Here is an 18,657-nt window from a genome sequence, read left to right as displayed (position 1 = left end):
GGGACTCCTCATCGGTGCGTGGTGAGTGGACGTCGTGAGTGGGTAGGAGGGCGGGAACCCTCCGAAGTGTTCACGGGCCGTAGGCGAGCCCGTCGGTGATGTCGGCCTCCGGAAGCACCCGGCGGTCGTGGTCGTGCTCGTGCATGTGGGTCCAGGGATCCCGGTCGCCCTGCTTGAACATGCGGTCCTGCGAGCGCATCACGTAGCCGGGGTTGAAGTTCTCCGGGTCGCTCCAGGGCAGCAGCGGCATGTCCGCGTCCCCGGGGCGGAGCTGCGGCACGACCGTCGTCGCGCCCTGCTCGGCCATGTGCTCGAGGATCCGCCCGACGACGTCGTTGACCAGGTCCACGCGCAGTGTCCAGCTGTGCCGGAAGTAGCCGAAGGCGTACGCCATGTTCGGCACTCCGCTGATCATGAGCCCGCGCCAGGTGACCCGCCGGCTGAAGTCGACCGGCTCGCCGTCCGTCCGGAACGGGATGTCCCCGAACGGGGCCAGGTTGAACCCGGTCGCGGTGACCACGATGTCGGCCTCGATCACCTCGCCCGACGACAGCTGCACGCCCTTCTCGGTGAACTCGGCGATCTCGTCGGTGACGACCGAGGCCTTCCCCTCGCGCATGGCCGCGAAGAAGTCTCCGTCCGGCACGAACGCGATCCGCTGCTGCCAGGGCCGGTAGCGGGGCGTGAAGTGCTTCTCGACGTCGGTGCCCTCGGGCAGCAGCGGCCGGATCGTCTCGATCAGGAACTGGTGCAGCTGCTCGGGGTCCTCGAGCCCGGTGGTGGCCAGCCAGTCGAGCTGCTGGACGTAGGTGCGGCGCAGGATCTCGTGCACCCACTCGTCGGGCAGGTCGAGCGGTTCCAGCATCGTGGCCAGCTCGTGCACCGTCGGCGCCGGGAACCAGTACGACGGCGAGCGCTGCAGCATCGTCACGTGCGCCGCGGTCTCGGCCATCGCCGGCACCACGGTCGCCGCCGTCGCCCCCGACCCGATGACCAGCACGCGCTTGCCGGCGTGGTCGAGGTCGTCCGGCCACGCCTGCGGGTGCACCATCCGGCCCTCGAAGCGCTCCGTGCCCGGCCACTCGGGCGTGTACGGCTCGTCGTGGTTGTAGTAGCCCTGGCACATCCACAGGAAGTCGGCGGTGAACCGGAGCTGCTCGCCGGTGTCGGTGCGGGTGACCTGCGCCGTCCACCGGTGGTCGTCGGACGACCACTCCAGCGCCGTGACCTCGTGCCGGTAGCGGATGTGGTCGGCCAGGCCGTCCTCGTCGATGACCTCGTCGAGGTACTCCAGGATCTTGTCGCCGGCCGCGATCGACGGGCCCCGCCACGGCTTGTGCCGGTAGCCGTAGGTGAACAGGTCGCTGTCCGAGCGCGCGCCCGGGAACCGGTGCGTCCACCACGTGCCCCCGCGGGCCTCCTTGGCCTCCAGGATCAGGAAGCTGCGGTCCGGGAACCGCGCGCGCAGGTGGTGGGCGGTGCCGATGCCGGACACCCCCGCACCGACGATGAGGACGTCGACGTGGCCGGCGTCGCCGGTCGCGGACCGGCTGCGTTCGGTGGTGGCGGCTCCGGTCATGGCGCTGGCCTCCCTGGTCGGCACTGATCGGGGACGCCGCCGACGCTAGATCACCGCACCGCTGCCGCTGGTGTCCCAAAGTCGGACACCGTGGCCCCTTGACCGGCCGGGACGGATCTCACCCGTTCTTCGCGATGTCGGCGTGCTCCGCCCGCAGCTCCCGCTTGAGGATCTTCCCGCTGGGGTTCTTCGGCAGGGCGTCGGCGAACACGACGTACTTGGGCCGCTTGTAGCCGGCCAGCCGCTCCCGGGCGTGCGCGTGCACCTGCTCCTCGGTGAGCGTCACGCCGTCCTTCGGGACGACGACCGCGGTCACGGCCTCGATCCAGTGCGGGTGGCTGACGCCGAACACCGCGACCTCGGCGACGCCGTCGAGCAGGTAGAGGGCCTCCTCGACCTCCCGGGACGCGACGTTCTCCCCACCGGTCTTGATCATGTCCTTCTTGCGGTCGACGACCGACAGGTAGCCGTCGGCGGTCATCACGCCCAGGTCCCCGGAGTGGAACCAGCCGCCCGCGAACGCCTCCGCGGTCTTCTCCTCGTCGCCGTAGTACCCGAGCGTGGCGTGCGGGGACCGGTGGACGATCTCGCCGACCTCGCCGGCCGGCAGCTCGGCCCCGTCGTCGCCGACCACCCGGGTCTCGACGTTGAGGCAGGCCCGGCCGGCCGAGCCGGCGCGCTCCAGCTGCTCCTCGGGCCGCAGGATGGTGGCCAGCGGCGCCATCTCGGTCTGGCCGTAGAAGTTCCACAGCCGCACCTCCGGCAGCCGGCGCGACAGCTCCTGCAACACCTCGACCGGCATCGCGGCCGCGCCGTAGTACCCCTTGCGCAGCGACGACAGGTCGGTCGTGTCGAAGTCCGGGTGCCGCAGCAGCGAGATCCACACCGTGGGCGGGCAGAACAGCTTGGTGACCCGCTCGGCCGCGATCGTCGCCAGCAGCGTCGCCGGGTCCGGGCCGGGCAGGATGATGCTGGTCGCGCCCAGGTACACGTCGACGGAGAAGAAGCAGTCCAGCTGCGCGCAGTGGTACATCGGCAGCGAGTGCAGTTCGACGTCGTCGCGGGTCATCCCGCCGTCGACGATGCAGCTCGTGTACTGGGTGATCAGCGAGCGGGACGACAGCATGACGCCCTTGGGCCGGGACTCGGTGCCCGAGGTGTACATGAGGCGCAGCGGGTCGTCGTCGCCGACGTGCACGTCCGGCGGGCCCGGGTCGTCGTCGCCGACGTGCACGTCCGGCGGGCCCGGGTCGTCGTCGCCGGCGATCCAGGCGTCGGCGTCCGCCCAGTCGCCCGCGGGTCCCCGGCCCCCGATCCGGGCGCGCACCGCCACCGGGGCGGATGACCGGGCGATCGCCTTCTCCGCGGTGGGTGCCAGCGCGTCCTCGGTGACCAGCGCCTTCGCCCCCGAGTGGTCGAGGATGTAGGCGATCTCGTCGGGGCCGAGCATGAAGTTCACCGGCACCAGGACGACGCCGAGCCGCGCGGTGGCGAATGCCAGCGCCCCGAACTGGTGGCAGTTGTGCGACAGCAGGGCCAGCCGGTCGCCCTTGGTCAGGCCCTGCCCGGCCAGCGCGGCCGCGCAGCGGTTCACGGCCGCGTCGAACTCGGCGAAGGTCCACCGGGTGACCCCGTCGACGACGGCGAGCTTGTCCGGGTCGCGGCGCGCCGTCCGGTGCAGCAGGTCACCGATCGAGTGGCGTCGGGCCCGCGTGATCGTGGTCGTCGTCCGTTCGCTGAACGTCGTGGCGGCGCTGCTCATGGGAGGGATCCTGCCCCACGCCGGGGTCACGGTCACGGGTCCGGCGGTCCGGGACGCAGGTGGCGGTCGGTTCGTCCCGGCCGCGCAGGACGACCTCGTCGGCGGGCCGCCAGTGCCGGGCCTCGCGCCCGGCCGCCCCGACCGTGCGAGCGGACGCCACCACCCCGCCGGGCACCGACTTGGCCAGCTCGGTCAGCCGGGCGGCCTCGTTCACCGGGTCCCCGATCACCGTGTACTCGAACCGGCGCGGGTCGCCGACGTTGCCCGCGACGGCGTCCCCGGCCGAGACGCCGATCCCGGCCTCGATCTCCGGCATCTCGGCAGTGAGGCGCTCACCGAGCCTGCGGGCGGCGGCCAGCGCGGCGCCGGGGGCGTCGTCGAGGTCCTGCGGGGCACCGAAGACGGCCAGCGCGGCGTCACCCTCGAACTTGTTGATCCACCCGCCGCATCGCTCCACGCACTCGACGACCACGCCGAAGAAGCGGTTGAGGACCGTGACGACCTCCTCCGGGGGACGGCGCGCCGCCATTGCCGTCGACCCGACGAGATCGACGAACAGCACGGCGACCGGCCGCACCTCGCCGCCGAGCCGGATCTCGTCCGGGCGGGCGGCGGCGACCTCGGCGACGTCGCGGCCGACGTGCCGGCCGAACAGGTCCCGGATCCGTTCCCGCTCCCGCAGCCCCTCGACCATGCTGTTCGTGCCGGCCTGCAGCTGCCCGAGCTCGGTGTTGTCGTAGACGGGGACGCGCACGTCGAGGTCGCCGTCCTGTACCCGGGCCAGTGCCCGGCGCACCGTCAGCACCGGGTCGGCGATGGCGCGGGCGGCCCCGACCGTGGTGAGCAGGCCGGTCCCGATCGCCGTCCCGCCGAGCGCCAGCATGGTGACGGCCAGCTGGGTGGGCGAGGCGTCGCCGTGGACCAGGGTGACCAGCCCGGCCAGCATCACCCCGGCCACCGGGACCGCGGTGCCGAGCGCCCAGAACCCGACCGAGCGGAGCATCACCCCGGTCACCACGCGGTGCCGCCGCGGCGGCCGACCGGACATCACCCGGGCCGCCGCGCCCCGCAACATCCGCTCGACCAGCAGGTAGGACAACGCACACGTGGTGACGCCGCCGATCGCGACCGTGGCCGCCACCGAGAACGCCAGCCGGCCGGAGTAGCGCAGGTTGAGGACCGCGAACACGCCCGCGGCCAGGAACCACAGCACGACGATCATCCGGCTGATCCGGCCCGGTGCGGCCAGCACCAGGTGCCGCTCCGCCTGCTCCACGTCGCGGGCCGAGCGGCGCACGGTCAGCTTGCGCCGGCCGAACCCGATGCCGAGCGGGATCGCCACGGCCAGGTAGATACCCAGGACGGCCAGGTTGACCAGCCGGATCTCGACGACGTCGAGCAACTGCTCGCGGGGCAGCACGAACGCCGCGATCACCAGCACGACCGCGGCGCCGGCGAGGTTCGCCCCGACCACCACGAGCGTGAGCAGGGCGCGGACCGGTAGGCCGACGACCGGGCGTCCCGGCCGGGCCGGGCGCTGATCCGTCATGGCCGGATCCTAGGCCGAAAGGGTGACCCGCACGGGGCGGGCTCTGCTCACGCAGCGCGTCCGCGCAGCCCGGCCAGCCGTTCACCCGCCTCGACGAGCACCTCGTCGCGCTTGCAGAACGCGAACCGCACCAGCGGCCGCACGGCGGCCGCGCCCGCCTCGGAGGAGCAGAACACCGACACCGGCACGGCCGCGACACCGCACAGCTCGGGCAGCTTCCAGGCGAGGTCGACGCCGTCGTCGAAGCCGAGCGGGCGGGGATCGGCGACCACGAAGTAGGTGCCGCGCGGGGTGAGGACGTCGAACCCGGCGGCCCGCAGCCCGCCGGCGAGCAGGTCCCGCTTGCGGGTCAGGTCGGTGACGATCCCGGAGTAGAACCCGTCGTCGAGCGCGAGCGCGTTCGCCACGGCCGGCTGCAGCGGGGCGCCGCCGTGGAAGGTGAGGAACTGCTTCACCGCCCGCGGGGCGGCGACCAGCTCCGGCGGGCCGTGCACCCAGCCGACCTTCCAGCCGGTGACCGAGAAGGTCTTGCCGGCCGAGGAGATGGTCAGCGTGCGGTCGGCGAGGCCGGGCAGGGTGGCCATCGGGACGTGGGCGGCGCCGTCGAAGGTCATGTGCTCGTACACCTCGTCGGTGACGACGACGGCGTCGTGGGCGGCCGCGAGCTCCCCGATCCGGGTCAGCCGGTCGGGGCTGAACACCGCTCCGGTCGGGTTGTGCGGGGTGTTGACCAGCACCACCCGGGTGCGCTCGGAGAACGCGGCGGCCAGCTCGGCGTCGTCGAACCCGAAGTGCGGCGGACGCAGCGGGACCGGCTTCAGGGTGGCGCCCGCGAGCGCCACGGACGCGGCGTAGGAGTCGTAGGTCGGCTCGAAGGCGACGACCTCGTCCCCGGGGCCGCACAGGCCCAGCAGGGTGGCGGCGATCGCCTCGGTGGCGCCGGTGGTGACCACGACGTCGGCCGGGTCCACCGTGAGGCCGTAGAAGCGGCGCTGGTGGTCGGCGACGGCCTGCCGCAGCGCGGGCACGCCCGGGCCGGGCGGGTACTGGTTGGCGCCGCGTTCGGTGATGTTGGCGGCGGCGTCGGCGAGCAGGGACGCGGGGCCGTCGGTGTCCGGGAATCCCTGGCCGAGGTTGATCGCACCGGTCTCGACCGCGAGGCGGGAGATCTCGGTGAAGATCGTGGACGTGAACGGGCGCATGCGCTCGACCAGCATGGTGGCCGAGCCTAGTGTTCGCCGACCGCGGTCGGCGGGCGGCGCAGCTCCTGATCGAGGGTCTGCGCGCACCCCGTGCCGCCCGTGGGCGCGGTGGGTTCCACCACCGCCGGGCGGGCTGTGACCGGCTCGCGGTTCGGCTAGTCGAGGCCGCGGACGATGTTCGCCTCGTCCTCGCCGTCCTCGATCTCGGCGCTGCGGGTGATCTCGTCGGTGTTCACGGTGACCTCCTCCCCGTCCTCAGGTGAAGAATGGTGGACGTAGAGATGGACGTCGGTCACCGGGAAAACGTTGCTGTACCGGCCTGTGGACCGATCCAGAATCACCCGGCCGGGCGAGTGGCCCCGCCCGGCCGGGCGTGTGGATCAGGAGAGGCGACCGACCAGGTGGACCTTCTCCGGGTTCCGGGCGCTGCGGACGGCGAGCCGCCAGGTGCCCTCCGGGTCCCGCTCCGTGACGAGCTCCGTGGTCGACGGCAGCAGCACCGGCTTGCGGAACACGACGTCGTAGGTGACGGCGTCCGGGACCCGGCCCGCCAGCGCGGCGGCGGCGTGCGCGGCCGTCCACATGCCGTGCGCGATCGCCCGCGGGAAGCCCATCGCCCGCGCGGTGAGCGGGTGCAGGTGGATGGGGTTCACGTCCCCGGACACGGCGGCGTAGCGGCGCCCGATGTCGGCCGGGACCCGCCACAGCGCCCCGGCCGGCCCGGTCGGGGTGACCGGCTCCGCGACGTCCTCGGCGGCCGCCCCGCCGGGTGCCGTCGCGCCCCGGGACAGGTAGGTGCTGCGCCCCTCCCACACCGGCTCGCCGGCCGCGGACACGACACCGACGAGATCCACCTGGGCTCCCTTGGGGTGCGGGGTGAACCGTTCGGCGTGCACCTGCACGTCCAGGGTCTCGGAGGGCGCGATCGCCCGGTGCACGGTGATCCGGTTGGCGAGATGCACCATCCCGGGCAGCGGCAGCGGGAACGACCGGCCGGCCATCAGCACGACCTGCAGCGGGAACGTCAGCACGTGCGGGTAGGTCACCGGCAGCGCGTCGCCGACCCGGAACCCGCAGACCCGGGCGTAGCCGGCGAGGTGGGCCGGGTCGACCGTGACCCCGTGGCGGACCAGCCGGGTGTCCGGCAGCGTCGTCGCCCGCCCCGGCAGCGCCGCCCGCAGCGCCGCCGAGGCGTAGAGCGGGCCCAGCGACGGCGGCCCGGACAGCTCCGTGACCGTCATGTCAGGCCCCCAGCATCGACTGGCCGCAGACCCGCACGACCTGGCCGTTCAGCCCGCCGGACTCGGCGCGGCCGAGCCAGCCGATGGCCTCGGCGACGTCCACCGGCAGCCCGCCCTGCTTGAGCGAGTTGACCCGGCGGCCGGCCTCGCGGGTCGCGAGCGGCATCGTGGCGGTCATCTCGGTCTCGATGAACCCCGGGGCGACGGCGTTGATCGTCGCGCCGCGCCCGGCGAACCGCGGGGCGAGCGCGCGGACCATCCCGATCACACCGGCCTTGGACGCGGCGTAGTTGGTCTGGCCGCGGTTGCCGGCGATGCCGGACTGGGACGACACGCAGACGACCCGCCCGTCGTCGCGGAGCGGGGAGCCGTCGCCGAGCAGCGCCTCGTTGATCGTCAGCTGGGCGCCGAGGTTCACCGCCAGCACGGCGTCCCACCGCTCCGGGCTCATGTTGGCGAGCAGCTTGTCCCGGGTGATGCCGGCGTTGTGGACGACGAGGTCGACCCCGCCGTGCCGGTCGGACAGGTGGGTGAGCAGCCGGTCCGCCGCGTCGGCGGCGGTGATGTCGAGCTGCAGCGCGGTGCCGCCGGTGCGGTTGGCGGTCCTCGCCAGGCCCTCGCCGGCGGCCGGGACGTCGACGGCGACGATCGTCGCGCCGTCCCGGGACAGGGTGTCGGCGATGGCGGCGCCGATGCCGCGCGCCGCCCCGGTGACGACCGCGACCCGCCCGGCCAGCGGCCGGTCCTCGGCAGCCGGGTCGTCGATCTCACCCGGCTCGCGCGGGGTCCCGACGGGCGTGGTCACGTGCACGACCTGCCCGTCGACGTAGGCCGAGCGGGCGGACAGGAAGAACCGCAGCGACGAGTCGACCGCAGCGGACGTCACGCCGGACGCGACCATGAGCAGGTTCGCCGTCGCGCCGTACCGCAGCTCCTTGGCGATCGAACGGACCAGCCCGTCGAGCGCCTGCGCGACCGCGGCCGCCTCCGCACCGGACGCCTCGCCGGGCTCGGCGCCGATCAGCAGCAGCCGGCCGGACGGGCCGATCCTGCGCACCGCGGGGGTGAGGATCTGCTGTGCGGCGGCGAGGTCGGCGAGGGTCCGCGCGCCGGACAGGTCGACGACGGCGCCGTGCAGCTTGTCCTCGCCCGGTTCCCGGGGCGCGGCGACGCCGTGCTCCTCGACGAACGCGGCGACCGGCTCCGCGAACCGGCCGTCACCGACCGCGGTGACCAGGACCGGCCCGGGCAGCAGCGGGTCGCCCGGTCGGTGCCGGCGCAGCACCGGCACCGTGGGCAGCCCCAGCTGCTTGGCGATCGGGTTGTGCGACAGCGTCGCCAGAAGATCAGTGCGGTTGCTCATGCCTTCGCCTCCAGGATCGCCACGACGCCCTGGCCACCCGCGGCGCAGATCGAGATCAGCCCGCGCTGGTCGCGCCCCTCGGTGTCGGCCTTCTCGCGCAGCAGCTTCGCGAGGGTGCCGACGATCCGCCCCCCGGTCGCGGCGAACGGGTGCCCGGCCGCGAGCGAGGACCCGGCCACGTTGAGCCGGTCGTCGTCGATCGCGCCCAGCGGGGTGTCGAGGCCGAGGCGCTCCTTGCAGAACCGCGCGTCCTCCCAGGCCTTGCGCTGGACGAGCACGACCGAGGCGAACGCCTCGTGGATCTCGTACAGGTCGAAGTCCTGCAGCGACAGGCCGTTGCGTGCCAGCAGGCGCGGCACCGCGTACACCGGTGCGGTGAGCAGACCCTCGTGACCGTGCACGTAGTCCACCGCCGCGGTCTCGGCATCGACCACGTGCGCGAGCACCGGGAGCCGGTGCTGCTGCGCCCACTCGTCGGAACCGAGCAGCACCGCCGCGGCCCCGTCGGTGAGCGGGGTGGAGTTGCCGGCCGTCATCGTCGCGTCCGGTCCCTTGCCGAAGACCGGCTTGAGCTTCGCGAGCTTCTCCGCCGACGAGTCGGGCCGCAGGTTGTCGTCCCGGGTCAGCCGCAGGTACGGGGTGACGAGGTCGTCGAAGAACCCGCGATCGTAGGCGGCGGCCAGGTTCCGGTGGCTGCGCGCGGCCAGCTCGTCCTGCTCGGCGCGGCCGATGCCCCACTCGAGCGCGGTCCGGGCCGCGTGCTCGCCCATGGACAGGCCGGTGCGCGGCTCGGAGTTCTCCGGGATCTCCGGGACGATCTGGCCCGGACGCAGCCGGCCGACCAGCTTCAGCCGGTCGACGGTGGTCCGCGCCGCGTTGAGCTTCACCAGGAGCCGGCGCAGGTCGTCGTTGAGCGCGATCGGGGCGTCGGAGGCGGTGTCGACACCGCCGGCCACGCCGGACTCGATCTGCCCGAGAGCGATCTTGTTGGCGACCGCGATCGTGGCCTCCAGGCCGGTGCCGCAGGCCTGCTGGACGTCGTAGGCGGCCGTGGCCGGGTCGAGCCGCGAGCCCAGGACGGCCTCGCGCGTGAGGTTGAAGTCGCGCGAGTGCTTGAGGACCGCACCCGCCACGACCTCGCCGAGCCGCTCGCCGGCCAGGCCGAACCGGGCCACCAGGCCGTCCAGCGCCGTGGTGAGCATGTCGAGGTTGGACGCGCTCGCGTAGGCACCGTTGGCCCGCGCGAACGGTATCCGGTTGCCGCCGATGACGGCGGCGCGCCGGGGGCTGGCTGGCATGGTCGTCCCTCCTGGGGTCGAATCGGACGGGGTGTGGTTCCCGTCGTTACCACCGGGTAGCCGATACTTAAGGTACACGGTACTGTGAGTGCCGTGAAGGTCGGACGGGACAAGCGGGACAGCCGGTGGGACGCGCACCGCGAGCAGCGGCGCGGCCAGCTCGTCGGCTCCGCCATCGTGGCCATCCGCCGCCAGGGCGCAGGCATCGGCATGGACGAGATCGCCGCCGCGGCGGGCACCAGCAAGACCGTCATCTACCGGCACTTCGGCGACCGCACGGGCCTCTACACCGCGATCTGCGAGTCGGTGGCCGGGGTGCTGCTCGCGGAGGTGCGGCGCGCGACCGCCGGGGCGCTCGCCGACCCGGCGCGCGGGCCGCGGGCCGCCGTCGCCGCCGGCATCGACACCTACCTGCAGCTGATCGAGACCGACCCCGAGCTGTACCGGTTCGTGGTGCACCGGCCGCTGCTCGCCCAGGGCCACGGCGGCCGGCGGGGCACCGCCGCCGAGGACGCCGGCACCGACCCGGTCAACGACCTGGTCACGGTGATCGGCGACGAGGTCGCCGCCGTGATCGGAACGAACCTGCGCGCGCCGGGCCCCGCCGGGGCGTCCGCCGCCCGATTCTGGGGACACGCGATCGTCGGCCTCGTCCGCGGTGCCGCCGACGACTGGCTCGCCCGCCCGGACGGCACCACCCGCGCCCAGCTCACCGCCCACCTCACCGACCTGGCCTGGTCCGGGCTCTCCGGCCTGGCATCGCACGTGCAGGAGGCTCCGTCATGACCCGTGGCACCATCCCGGCCCCCGACCGCATCCCGGCCGCCGCGCTGCGCGCCGTCGTCGACGGGCGGTGGGCCGGCGTCCGGCAGGAGACCCGCGAGCAGCTCGCCGCGACCGAGATGCACACCGACCCCGACCTGTCGTCGGCCGAGTACCGCGCGCACATCACCGACGCGCTCAAGCTGCTGACGTCCTCCGGTCGCCCGCTCAGCGGCTTCGACCCGTCCGTCGGGGGCCGGGGCGACGTCGGCGGCGTCGTCACCGCGTTCGCGATGCTCGCCTACGGCGACCTCTCGCTGCTGGTCAAGGCCGGTGTCCAGTGGGGGCTGTTCGGCGGCGCCGTGCAGGTGCTCGGCACCGAGCGGCACCACGAGGAGTACCTGCGCCGGATCATCGACGGCGAGCTGCTGGGGTGCTTCGCGATGACCGAGGCCGGGCACGGCTCGGACGTGCAGCACCTGCACACCACCGCGACCTACGACCCGGCGGCCTGCGAGTTCGTGGTGCACACGCCCTACCCGCAGGCACGCAAGGAGTACATCGGCAACGCGGCCCGGGACGGCCGGATGGCCGTGGTGTTCGCCCAGCTCGTCACCGGTGACGAGCGGCGGGGCGTGCACGCCTTCCTCGTCCCCGTCCGCGACGCCGCCGGCCACCCGATGCCCGGCGTCACCATCGGCGACGACGGCCGCAAGGCCGGCCTGAACGGCGTCGACAACGGCTCGCTGAGCTTCGACCACGTCCGGATCCCGCGGCAGAACCTGCTCAACCGGTTCGCCGACGTCGCCGAGGACGGCACGTACTCCTCGCCGATCGAGAACGAGACCGCCCGGTTCTTCACCATGCTCGGCACCCTGGTCCGCGGCCGGATCTCGGTCGCGGGCGGCGCCGGCGGCGCGGCGCAGAAGGCGCTGGCGCTCGCGATCCGGTTCGGCGAGCGCCGCCGCCAGTTCGCGGACCCGTCGACCGGCGAGGAGATCGCCGTCCTCGACTACCTCGCCCACCAGCGCAAGCTGCTGCCCGCGCTGGCGACGACCTTCGCGCTGCACTTCACCCAGGACGACCTGGTCGCCCGGATGCACGCCATCCAGGCGCCCGGCGCGGCACCGGCCGGCGCCCGCGAACAGCGGATCCTGGAACAGTCCGCCGCCGGGATCAAGGCGATCGCCACCTGGCACGCCACCCACACCATCCAGACCTGCCGGGAGGCCTGCGGCGGAGCCGGCTACCTGGAGGAGAACCTGCTGCCCGGGCTGAAGGCGGACACCGACGTGTTCACCACCTTCGAGGGCGACAACACCGTGCTGCTGCAGCTGCTGGCCAAGGAGCTGCTGGCCGACTACGGCCGGACGATCCGGAAGGGCAACCCGCTGGAGATCGCCCCGCTCGCCGGCCGCCAGCTGGCCGGGGTGCTCGCCGAGCGGACCGGGGCGGCGTCGCTGGCCCGGCGGCTCCCGTTCCGCGGCCTGGACCTGACCGACCGGGCGCGGCGCCGCACGCTGCTGCAGGTCCGCCGGGACGACACGCTGGCCGCGGCGGTCCGGGCACTGGCACCGGCCCTGCGGAAGGGCACCGACGAGTTCACCGTGTTCAACGCCGCGCAGGACCTGCTGCTCACGGCGGCCCGGGCACACGTCGACACGCTGGTGGAACGGTCGTTCGCCGACGCGCTCGACCGCGTCGAGGACGCCGGGGTGCGGGCCCTGCTCGAGCGCGTGTACGACCTGCACGTGCTGTCGGTGATCGACCGTGAGCGGGCCTGGTACCTCGAGACCGGTCGGCTCACCGCCGCCGAGTCCCGGTCGCTCCGGCCGCTGGTCGACGTGCTGTGCGCCGAGCTGCGGCCCTACGCCCGGACGCTGGTCGACGCCTTCCGGATCCCGGAGAACCGCCTGGCCTGCCCGATGCTCGACGACGAGGCCTGGGCCCCGGTCGACCCCGTGGCGATGTGAGACCGGTCACCGGACCGGTGAGAACCCGGTGGAATCCCGGTCACCCCTCGTGAGTTGAGGAGTTGGCGTGGCCACACGAGGGGGGAACCGGTGCCGGCACTGAACACCGTCGAGACACCGAGCCGGTTACGGCTCGCGCTGATCCTGGGCGGGCTGATCGCGCTCGGCCCGCTGACCATCGACACCTACCTGCCCGCGCTGCCGGACGTCGGGCACGACCTGGCCGCGTCCGGCACGACGGTGCAGCTGACCCTGACCGGCACCCTCGCGGGGCTCGCGCTGGGGCAGATCCTGATCGGACCGCTGTCGGACGCCTACGGCCGCCGGCTGCCGCTGCTGCTCGGCGCGGGCCTGCACGTGCTGGCCTCCGCGCTCGTGGCGGTGGCGCCGTCCATCGAGGTGCTCGCGGTCCTGCGGGTGCTGCAGGGCGTCGGCGCGTCGGCGGGCGCGGTGGTCGGGCTCGCGATCGTCCGCGACCTGTTCACCGGGCGCGCGGCCGCGACCATGCTGTCCCGGCTGATCCTGGTGATGGGCGCCGCCCCGGTGCTCGCCCCGACGCTCGGGGCCGCGCTGCTCACCTGGGTCTCCTGGCGCGGCGTGTTCCTGTTCCTCGCCGGGTACGGCCTGCTCATGCTGGCCGTGGTGACGGCCGGGCTGCCCGAGACGCTGCCGGTGTCCCGCCGGCGCAGCGCCCGCATCGGCGCGACCGTGCGCACCTACGGGATGCTGCTGCGGGACCGGACGTTCGTCGGGCTGGTGCTCGTCGCCGGCCTCACGATGGGCGCGCTGTTCTCCTACGTCTCCGGCGCCGCCTACGTCTTCCAGCAGCAGTTCGGGATGGACCAGCAGACGTTCGGGGTCGCCTTCGGCGCCGGCGCGGTCTGGCTGGTCGTCGGCACCCAGCTGAACCCGGTGCTGCTGCGGTACCTGGAGCCGCGACGGGTGATGACCGGGGCCCTCGCCGTGGCCGTGCTGGCCGGGGCGGCGCTGGCGGTGCTGACGGTGACCGGCGCCGGCGGGCTGGCCGCCGTGCTCGGCGGGGTGTGGGCGCTGCTGCTGGCCGGCGGGTTCGTGCTGCCGAACGCGCCCGCGCTGGCCCTCGCGCGGCACGGCGAGACCGCAGGGACCGCGTCGGCGCTGCTCGGGGCGCTGCAGTTCGGCATCGGCGCGGCGACCTCGCCGGTGGTCGGACTGCTCGGCAACGACGCGGCCGCGCTGGGGATCTCGATGTTCGGCGCGATCACGCTGGCCGGGCTGTCGCTGGTGCTGGTCGTGCGGCCGTGGACGCTGCCCGACCTCGACGACGAACTTGTTGACCTGAAGTGAACTTCAAGGTCTAGCGTCGCCGTCATGGACTCGAGCATCTACATGGCCATGCGCAACGCCGCCTCCGAGCCGGGGCGGCAGCGCCGGCCCGCCGGGGAGACGACGAGACGGATACTGCGGCTCGCCCGGCCGCACCGCAGACGGATGGCGTGGTTCCTCGCCGCCAGCACGGCGGGCGCGGTCCTCACCGTCGTCACCCCGGTCCTGGCCGGGCGGGCCACCGACGCGATCACCTCGGCCGCCCCGCTGTCGGACCTCGTGGCCATCGCCGGGCTGATCGCGGTGGCCGCGGTCGCCGGGGCCGGGCTCGGCCTGGTCACCCGGTGGCTGTCGGCGAACCTCGGCGAGGGCCTGATCCACCAGCTGCGGACGACCGTGTTCGACCACGTGCAGCGGATGCCGGTCGCGTTCTTCACCCGCACCCGCACCGGCGCGCTGGTGTCCCGGCTGAACTCCGACGTCCTCGGCGCCCAGCGGGCGTTCTCCGACACCCTCGCCGGGGTGGTGTCCAACCTGGTCACCCTGCTGCTCACGCTCGGCGTGATGCTGGCGATCTCCTGGCCGGTGACGGTCCTGGCGGCGCTGCTGCTGCCGGCGTTCCTCTTCCCGGCCCGCCTGATGGGGCGCCGGCTGGCCGCGCTGGAGCGGGAGGCCGCCGACCACAACGCGGCGATGAGCACCCGGATGACCGAGCGGTTCTCGGCACCGGGAGCGACCCTGATCAAGCTGTTCGGGCGCCCGGAGCGCGAGTCCGCGGAGTTCGCCGAGCGGGCCGACCGGGTCCGGACGATCGGGGTGCGCTCGGCGATGCTGCAGTGGGTGTTCGTGACCGCGCTGACCCTCGCCTCGTCGCTGGCGGTGGCGCTGGTGTACGGCGTCGGCGGCGGGTTCGCGCTGGCGGGCGCGCTGTCCGCGGGCGACGTCGTCGCCCTGGCGATGCTGCTGACCCGGCTGTACCAGCCGCTGACCGCGCTGGCCGGCGCCCGGATGGAGATCATGACGGTGCTGGTCAGCTTCGAGCGGGTCTTCGAGGTGCTCGACCTGAAGCCTATGATCTCCGACGCGCCCGGGGCCCGGCCGGTCCCGGACGGCCCGGTCGACGTGGAGTTCGACCGCGTGTCGTTCGCCTACCCGACCGCCGACCAGGTGTCGCTGGCCTCGCTGGAGGAGGTCGCGACGCTGGACACCCGCGGCGGCGAGCAGGTGCTGCACGACGTGTCGTTCACCGTCCCGGCCGGGCGGACGGTCGCGCTGGTCGGGTCGTCCGGTGCCGGGAAGTCCACGGTCGCGCAGCTGGTCGCGCGCCTGTACGACGTCACCGCGGGGGCGGTCCGGCTCGGCGGTCAGGACGTCCGCGAGCTGACCCTCGACTCGGTGCACCGGACCGTCGGGTTCGTGACCCAGGACGGGCACCTGCTGCACGACACGGTCGCCGCGAACCTGCGGATCGGCGCCCCGGAGGCGACCGACGACGAGCTGTGGGACGCGCTGCGCCGGGCCCGGCTCGACGAGCTGGTCGCGGCCCTGCCGGACGGGCTCGACACGGTCGTCGGCGAGCGCGGGTACCGGCTCTCCGGCGGGGAGCGGCAGCGGATGACCGTCGCCCGGGTGCTGCTGGCCCGGCCGCGGGTGGTCGTGCTGGACGAGGCGACCGCGAGCCTGGACTCGACCTCCGAGGCCGCCGTGCAGGCCGCGCTGGCCGAGGCGCTCGAGGGCCGGACAGCGCTCGTGATCGCGCACCGGCTGTCCACGATCCGGGACGCCGACGAGATCCTGGTGCTGGAGCGGGGCCGGATCGTCGAGCGCGGCGACCACGCGTCGCTGCTGGACCGCGACGGCCGCTACGCCGAGCTGCACCACACCCAGTTCGGCACCCGCCTGGCCGCGGCCTGACGGCTCGTGAGTGGTGACGCGTGCTCGGGCCCTCGCAACCACTCACGGGTCAGCGGAAGTCGTCCGGGGTGACCTCGTCGATGAACTCGCGGAACTGCCGGAGCTGCTGCTCCGGCGGCTCCCGGGGATCGGCCGGGGCCACCCCGGCCGCCGGGTGCGCCGGCGGGGTGAACCCGGCCGCGTCCGGGGAGTCCGGCGGCAGGATCTCCTCGACCGGCTGGCCGACCTCGTCGAGCACGTGATCGGCCATGCGGATCGGCAGGCCCTCCCGGACGGCGATCGACAGCGCGTCGGAGGGCGTCACGATCAGCCGGGTGCCGCGGTCGAACACCAGCTCGGCGGTGTAGACGCCCTCGCGGAGGTCGCTGATCTCCACCGATTCCAGGGCACGTCCCAGCGCCTCCACCACCGGGCGCAGGACGTCCTGGGTGAGGGCGGTGCCGGCGTCCCGGCGGCCCGCGGCGATCACCTCGGCCTGCGGCGGCCGCAGGAACACCGGTACGCAGCGGTCCCCGCCGTCCTCGGCGAGGAGCAGCACCGGCTGCCGCGAGCGGGCGTGCACGATCAGTCGCAGGACGTGCATGGGCCGGGCCATCGACGCCTCCCGGGTGCCAGGGTGGGGTGAGTGTCCCACCACCGGGCGTTGATCGGGGAGCCCCGGAGAGTGGACGGCGATCAGCCGCGGGCCAGCCACGGCATCGTCGTCGCGGCGATGGTCAGGAACTGCACGTTCGCCCCGAGCGGCAGCTCGGCCATGTAGCGCACGGCCTCGCCGACGTGCTTCACGTCGAACGTCGCCTCCGGCCGGACCGACCCGTCGGCCTGCCGCGCCCCGGTCGCGATCCCCGCGGTCATGTCGGTGGCCGCGTTGCCGATGTCGATCTGCCCGCAGGCGATGCCGAACGGCCGGCCGTCCAGCGACAGCGACTTGGTCAGCCCGGTGATCGCGTGCTTGGTCGCGGTGTACGCGGCGCTACCCGGGCGCGGGACGTGCGCCGATATCGAGCCGTTGTTGATGATCCGCCCGCCCTGCGGGTCCTGCGCGCGCATCGCGGCGAACGCTTCCCGGGCGCACAGGAACGCCCCGGTCAGGTTGGTCGCGACGGTGGCGTCCCAGTCTTCCACGGCGATCTCGTCGACGGTGCCGCCGGGCCCGAACGTGCCGGCGTTGTTGACCAGCAGGTCCACCCGCCCCCAGCGCTCCCGCACCGCGGCGAAGAGGCCGGCGACCGACTCCGGGTCCGCCACGTCGGTGGCGACAGTGAGCGCACCGGCGCGGCCGCCCGCGACGGCGTCCAGCCGGTCGGTCCGCCTGCCGGCCAGCGCGACCCGCCAGCCGGCGTCGAGGAGCTCGCGGGTCACCGCCTCGCCGATGCCCGAGCCCGCCCCGGTCACCACTGCCACACCGCTCATGCCGATCAGCCTCGCACGACCCCCGACCGTTCACTTCATGAACACTCGCGGGTAGAGTCCCGGCACAGCGGCGCGGCTCGCGGAGAGGCCTCGAATGAAGGATCACGACGACAGCAGGAACCCCGGCTCGCAGGGCGCGCTGCGGCGGGCCAACCGCGCCCGCATCGTCGCGGAGCTGCGGCGGGGCGGCCATCCGAGCCAGGCAGACCTGGCCCGGATGACGGAGCTGGCACCCGCGACCGTCTCGAACATCGTCCGCGACCTCGAGCGGGACGGCATCGTGGTGATCGAGGGGACCGGCCGCGCGCGCCGGGTCCGGCTCGACCCCACCGGTGGCCGGCTCGTCGCCGGGATCGACTACGGCCACCGGCACGTCACCGTGGCACTGGCGGGCGCGGACGGGGTGGTCCACGCCGAGCGGCGGGCCGACCTTCCGGCCGGCCTCCCGGCCCGCGACGGGCTGCGGATCGCCACCGGCCTGCTCGACGAGCTCGTCACGGCCGCGGCCACCACGGTGGACGAGCTCGCCGCCGTCGGCATGGGCATCCCCGCCCCGCTCGACAGCCGGACCGGGCGGGTCGGCTCCCCGACGATCCTGCCCGGCTGGGTGGACATGCCGGCCGCGGAGGTCGCGAGCGAGAGCCTGGGCCGGCCGGTCGTCGTCGACAACGACGCCAACCTCGGGGCGCTCGCGGAGCTGCGGTGGGGTTCCGGGGCCGAGGTCTCCAACCTGATCTACGTCAAGCTGTCGGAGGGCGTCGGGGCCGGCCTGATCACCGACGGCCGGCTCTTCCGGGGCCCGTCCGGCACCGCGGGGGAGTTCGGGCACACGACCGTCGACGAGCTCGGCGCGCTGTGCCGCTGCGGCAACCGGGGCTGCCTGGAGACCCGGGTCGCGGCCCGGCACGTCGTCGACCTGCTGCGGCCGGTCGTCGGCCGCGAGCTGACCATCGGCGAGATCGTCGCCAGGGCCCGGGACGGGGACCGCGGGTGCGCCCGGGTGCTCGCCGACACCGGCGAGGAGGCCGGGCGGGCCATCGCGGACATGTGCAACGTCTTCAACCCGGAGCTGGTCGCGGTCGGCGGCGAGCTCGCGCAGGCCGGCGAGCTCCTCCTCGTCCCGATGCGGCGGGCCGTCGCCCGCCGTGGCATCCCGGGCGCCGTCGAGGGCCTGCGGATCGCGACGGCGTCGCTGGGCGCGCAGGCCCCCGTGCTGGGCGCGGTCGCTGCGGCGCTGGACTCGGTCATCACGATCGACCACTGATTGTTCAAGCAATAGAGATATAAACTGCATTC

15 protein-coding genes are annotated in these 18,657 nt (G+C 74.0%); 5 read left to right on the top strand and 10 right to left on the bottom strand.

Features of this window, described 5'->3' with window-relative positions; translation table 11 throughout:
* Positions 1-70: 70 nt before the first annotated feature.
* The 8 genes from H7X46_RS27325 to H7X46_RS27290 all read right to left on the bottom strand — a co-directional run bounded on the left by H7X46_RS27325 (position 71) and on the right by H7X46_RS27290 (position 9,994).
* Positions 71-1,579, bottom strand: coding sequence for an NAD(P)/FAD-dependent oxidoreductase (locus H7X46_RS27325; RefSeq protein WP_186362077.1), 1,509 nt, complete (start codon positions 1,577-1,579; stop codon positions 71-73).
* Between the two features lie 118 nt (positions 1,580-1,697).
* Positions 1,698-3,341: an acyl-CoA synthetase gene (locus H7X46_RS27320; RefSeq protein ID WP_186362076.1), complete on the bottom strand. Its 1,644-nt coding sequence runs from the start codon at positions 3,339-3,341 to the stop codon at positions 1,698-1,700.
* Entirely contained in the window at positions 3,265-4,890 is a 1,626-nt protein-coding gene (locus H7X46_RS27315) for an adenylate/guanylate cyclase domain-containing protein (RefSeq protein ID WP_186362075.1), read from the bottom strand. Before H7X46_RS27315 ends, H7X46_RS27320 begins: the two co-directional genes overlap by 77 nt.
* A 47-nt stretch (positions 4,891-4,937) precedes the next feature.
* The gene (locus H7X46_RS27310) at positions 4,938-6,107 is read right to left on the bottom strand and encodes a pyridoxal phosphate-dependent aminotransferase (RefSeq protein WP_186362074.1); all 1,170 of its coding nucleotides are present in this window, start codon (positions 6,105-6,107) and stop codon (positions 4,938-4,940) included.
* Between the two features lie 140 nt (positions 6,108-6,247).
* Positions 6,248-6,388 carry a hypothetical protein gene (locus H7X46_RS27305; protein WP_186362073.1) on the bottom strand — a complete coding sequence of 47 codons (141 nt, stop codon included), beginning with the start codon at positions 6,386-6,388 and terminating at the stop codon, positions 6,248-6,250.
* 84 nt (positions 6,389-6,472) lie between these two features.
* Positions 6,473-7,333: a MaoC/PaaZ C-terminal domain-containing protein gene (locus H7X46_RS27300; RefSeq protein WP_186362072.1), complete on the bottom strand. Its 861-nt coding sequence runs from the start codon at positions 7,331-7,333 to the stop codon at positions 6,473-6,475.
* 1 nt (position 7,334) lies between these two features.
* On the bottom strand, positions 7,335-8,696 hold the full coding sequence (locus tag H7X46_RS27295; protein WP_186362071.1) for a 3-oxoacyl-ACP reductase: 1,362 nt from the start codon (positions 8,694-8,696) through the stop codon (positions 7,335-7,337).
* Positions 8,693-9,994: an acetyl-CoA C-acetyltransferase gene (locus tag H7X46_RS27290; RefSeq protein WP_186362070.1), complete on the bottom strand. Its 1,302-nt coding sequence runs from the start codon at positions 9,992-9,994 to the stop codon at positions 8,693-8,695. Before H7X46_RS27290 ends, H7X46_RS27295 begins: the two co-directional genes overlap by 4 nt.
* Positions 9,995-10,087: 93 nt before the next feature.
* On the opposite strand from H7X46_RS27290, the gene H7X46_RS27285 reads away from it, so the two are divergent.
* The 4 genes from H7X46_RS27285 (at position 10,088) to H7X46_RS27270 (ending at position 15,948) form a co-directional block, all read left to right on the top strand.
* Positions 10,088-10,780, top strand: a complete 693-nt coding sequence (locus H7X46_RS27285) for a TetR family transcriptional regulator (RefSeq protein WP_370589007.1) — start codon at positions 10,088-10,090, stop codon at positions 10,778-10,780.
* The gene (locus tag H7X46_RS27280) at positions 10,777-12,729 is read left to right on the top strand and encodes an acyl-CoA dehydrogenase (protein WP_186362068.1); all 1,953 of its coding nucleotides are present in this window, start codon (positions 10,777-10,779) and stop codon (positions 12,727-12,729) included. Before H7X46_RS27285 ends, H7X46_RS27280 begins: the two co-directional genes overlap by 4 nt.
* 90 nt (positions 12,730-12,819) lie before the next feature.
* Positions 12,820-14,055, top strand: a complete 1,236-nt coding sequence (locus H7X46_RS27275; RefSeq protein WP_370589006.1) for a multidrug effflux MFS transporter — start codon at positions 12,820-12,822, stop codon at positions 14,053-14,055.
* 24 nt (positions 14,056-14,079) lie between these two features.
* Positions 14,080-15,948, top strand: a complete 1,869-nt coding sequence (locus tag H7X46_RS27270) for an ABC transporter ATP-binding protein (RefSeq protein WP_186362067.1) — start codon at positions 14,080-14,082, stop codon at positions 15,946-15,948.
* Between the two features lie 49 nt (positions 15,949-15,997).
* Here H7X46_RS27270 and H7X46_RS27265 read toward each other — a convergent pair whose 3' ends face one another.
* The gene (locus H7X46_RS27265; protein ID WP_186362066.1) at positions 15,998-16,543 is read right to left on the bottom strand and encodes a bifunctional nuclease family protein; all 546 of its coding nucleotides are present in this window, start codon (positions 16,541-16,543) and stop codon (positions 15,998-16,000) included.
* A gap of 80 nt (positions 16,544-16,623) precedes the next feature.
* Complete coding sequence (locus H7X46_RS27260) at positions 16,624-17,361, bottom strand: SDR family oxidoreductase (protein WP_186362065.1); 738 nt, start codon at positions 17,359-17,361, stop codon at positions 16,624-16,626.
* Between the two features lie 94 nt (positions 17,362-17,455).
* On the opposite strand from H7X46_RS27260, the gene H7X46_RS27255 reads away from it, so the two are divergent.
* A complete protein-coding gene (locus H7X46_RS27255) occupies positions 17,456-18,625 on the top strand; it encodes an ROK family transcriptional regulator (RefSeq protein ID WP_186362064.1) in 1,170 nt (389 codons plus the stop codon).
* Positions 18,626-18,657 lie beyond the last annotated feature (32 nt).

Origin of the sequence: Pseudonocardia sp. C8 (genome assembly GCF_014267175.1) — a bacterium.
Lineage (GTDB): Bacteria > Actinomycetota > Actinomycetes > Mycobacteriales > Pseudonocardiaceae > Pseudonocardia.
The sequence above is the reverse complement of the archived record's forward strand: the minus strand, read 5'-3'. Positions and strand labels throughout refer to the sequence as shown.